This is a genomic window from Inquilinus limosus MP06 (genome assembly GCF_000767795.1).
In the GTDB taxonomy this organism is placed as follows: domain Bacteria; phylum Pseudomonadota; class Alphaproteobacteria; order DSM-16000; family Inquilinaceae; genus Inquilinus; species Inquilinus limosus_E.
Map to the genome: position 1 here is coordinate 1 of NZ_JANX01000805.1, position 2095 is coordinate 2095.

Annotated in this window: 4 protein-coding genes; 2 read left to right on the forward strand and 2 right to left on the reverse strand. The window is 72.9% G+C overall.

Annotated elements, in window-relative coordinates; genetic code table 11:
- Nucleotides 1-107: 107 nt before the first annotated feature.
- On the forward strand, nucleotides 108-458 hold the full coding sequence (locus P409_RS32590; RefSeq protein ID WP_034848434.1) for a YciI family protein: 351 nt from the start codon (nucleotides 108-110) through the stop codon (nucleotides 456-458).
- A 34-nt stretch (nucleotides 459-492) separates the two neighbouring features.
- On the opposite strand, the gene P409_RS32595 is transcribed toward P409_RS32590, so the two are convergent.
- Together P409_RS32595 and P409_RS32600 are read right to left on the reverse strand one after the other, a co-directional pair.
- Nucleotides 493-957, reverse strand: a complete 465-nt coding sequence (locus tag P409_RS32595) for a GNAT family N-acetyltransferase (protein ID WP_034848436.1) — start codon at nucleotides 955-957, stop codon at nucleotides 493-495.
- A gap of 2 nt (nucleotides 958-959) precedes the next feature.
- Nucleotides 960-1481, reverse strand: a complete 522-nt coding sequence (locus P409_RS32600) for a cupin domain-containing protein (RefSeq protein ID WP_034848438.1) — start codon at nucleotides 1479-1481, stop codon at nucleotides 960-962.
- A 97-nt stretch (nucleotides 1482-1578) separates the two neighbouring features.
- On the opposite strand from P409_RS32600, the gene P409_RS32605 reads away from it, so the two are divergent.
- Nucleotides 1579-2061 carry an LEA/WHy family protein gene (locus P409_RS32605; protein WP_034848441.1) on the forward strand — a complete coding sequence of 161 codons (483 nt, stop codon included), beginning with the start codon at nucleotides 1579-1581 and terminating at the stop codon, nucleotides 2059-2061.
- Nucleotides 2062-2095: the final 34 nt, after the last annotated feature.

The window sequence follows — 2095 nt, forward strand, 5'->3', positions numbered from 1 at the left end:
ATGGAGCGCTACCTCGACGCCCTGCGCCGCGCCGGGCTGCCGGAATAGGTGCATGTCGAATCCGGCGCCGGCCGGACGACCAGGGGTGGAACCGAGGGAGGCCCGCAATGCGCTATCTGCTGATCGTCCATGTCGACCGCGACCTGACCGGGCGGCTGTCGCCCGAGGAGGGCCGCGACCTGGTGCGCCGCTGCATGGCCGAGGACGACGCGCTGCGCCGCAGCGGCCATCTCGTCGCCTGCGGCCCGGTGGCCGAGCCGGAGACCGCCCGGATCGTGCGGCGCCGCGGCGACGCGACCTCGGTCACCGACGGGCCCTATGCCGAGACCAAGGAGCATCTCGGCGGCTTCGTCCTGATCGAGGCGCGGGACATGGAGGAGGCGGTGGCCATCGCCGCCCGGTCGCCGATGGCGGCGATGGGCGCGATCGAGGTGCGCGAGCAGCCGCCGCTGGAGTGAGGGTAGGCACCGCCGACGGGGCGGCCGCCCGGGCTCAGGGCCCGCGCGGCGCCAGGTCCTTGACGAAGTGGAAGCCGCTGATGCGGTAGCCCTGGCGGAAGTAGAAGCGGTGGGCGCGCTCGCGCTGGCAGGAGGAGTTCAGCCCCACGCCCGGGCAGCCCAGCGCCAGCGCCCTCCGCTCCAGCCAGTCGAGCAGCGTACGGCCGTGGCCGCGCGACCGCCGGGCCTCGTCGGTCACCAGATCGTCGACCTCGAAACGTCGGCCGCCATAGGTTGTGGGATAGGTGCGCCACACCGCGATCGCCGCCACCGCACCCTCATCGACCAGTTGGGCCATGGCCACGCCCTCGGCCAACATCCGCTCGATCGTGCCGGCATAATCCGCCGGCAGCTTCGGGCGCAGCTGGCGGTGCAGCGCCTCCCCCGCCAGCAGCCAGGCGCGGCGGTCGGGCGGCGGCGGCAGCTCCGCCCCCGCGGCATCGATCCGCTGCAGCGCCATGGTCACGCCTTTCCCGCCCGGCGGGCGCGCACCTGGTCCGGCAGGCCATCATGGTCGCCCATCGGCCGCGCCGGCACGTCGTCCCACCAGTCGGTCCGCAGCGGCTTCCGCTCCGGGTTGCGCGGGTAGTAGATCCGGTTGTCGGCGCGCGGCGTCTCGCCCACCACCAGCAGCCGGACCTCCGAATCCGTGTTGTTGAGGAAGCTGTGGCACTGGCCGGTGCCGGGCGGGAAGCCGACCGAGTCGCCCGGCTTCAGCCGGTGCAGCACCCCGTCCAGCCAGACATCCGGCGTGCCCTCGATCACATAGACGAACTCCTCCTCCGTGCTCTCGGCATGCGGGTAGGAGGTGCGGCGGCCGGGCAGCAGCCGCTCGTGATGGATGCCGATGCGCGTCAGCCCGAAATGCCGGCCCAGCGGCGCGCCGATGCTCATCAGCTCGTCATCGCCCTTGTAATGGTTGGCGTCGGGCCTCTCGATCTCGGTCCAATGCGCGATGCAGGACGGGCGGTCCGTCGGTGCCATGGTCGTCTCTCCGGGCGGCGTCGTGGCCGGCGAGGCTAGCCGAGCGCCCCTGCGAACGCCATGTCGCTGACAGATTTGCCACCGAGCCTCAGGGACCATGAGCCGACCGACAGACCGCCGCCGCCTCCTCGCCCTGCTGCCCGCCGGCCTGCTCGCCGCCTGCGCCGGGTCCTTCGGGCCGCCGCCGCCGCGGGTCCGCATCGTCGATCTGCGGCCGCTGGACGCCACCATGTTCGAGCAGCGCTGGGACGTGCTGCTGCGGGTGGAGGAGCAGGCCGGCACCGGCCTGCAGGTCGACGCCATGACCGCCACGATCGACCTGAACGGCCGGGAGTTCGGCACCGGCCGCGTCGACCGGCCGTTCCTGCTGCCGGCCCATGGCGAGCAGGAGCTGTCGATGCCGCTGCGCGGCTCCGGCCTCGGCCTGGTCGACCAGCTGGCGACGATCGGCCGCCGCGGCGAGCTGAAATGGCGGATCGGGGGCGTGTTCCTGAGCGCCGGCCGCCAGATCCCCTATCAGGACGAGGGCACGGTGTTCTCGCTGCGGGACACGCTGCGGGATTCGCTGCTGCCGTTCTGATCGATCAGCACCCCGCGGAGGCGGACCAGCGCCT

Excerpts from the sequence above, each read along its gene's own strand:
- P409_RS32590 (WP_034848434.1), top strand. The coding sequence starts at position 108 with ATGCGCTATCTGCTGATCGTCCATGTCGACCGCGACCTGACCGGGCGG.
- P409_RS32595 (WP_034848436.1), bottom strand. The coding sequence starts at position 957 with ATGGCGCTGCAGCGGATCGATGCCGCGGGGGCGGAGCTGCCGCCGCCG.
- P409_RS32600 (WP_034848438.1), bottom strand. The coding sequence starts at position 1,481 with ATGGCACCGACGGACCGCCCGTCCTGCATCGCGCATTGGACCGAGATC.
- P409_RS32605 (WP_034848441.1), top strand. The coding sequence starts at position 1,579 with ATGAGCCGACCGACAGACCGCCGCCGCCTCCTCGCCCTGCTGCCCGCC.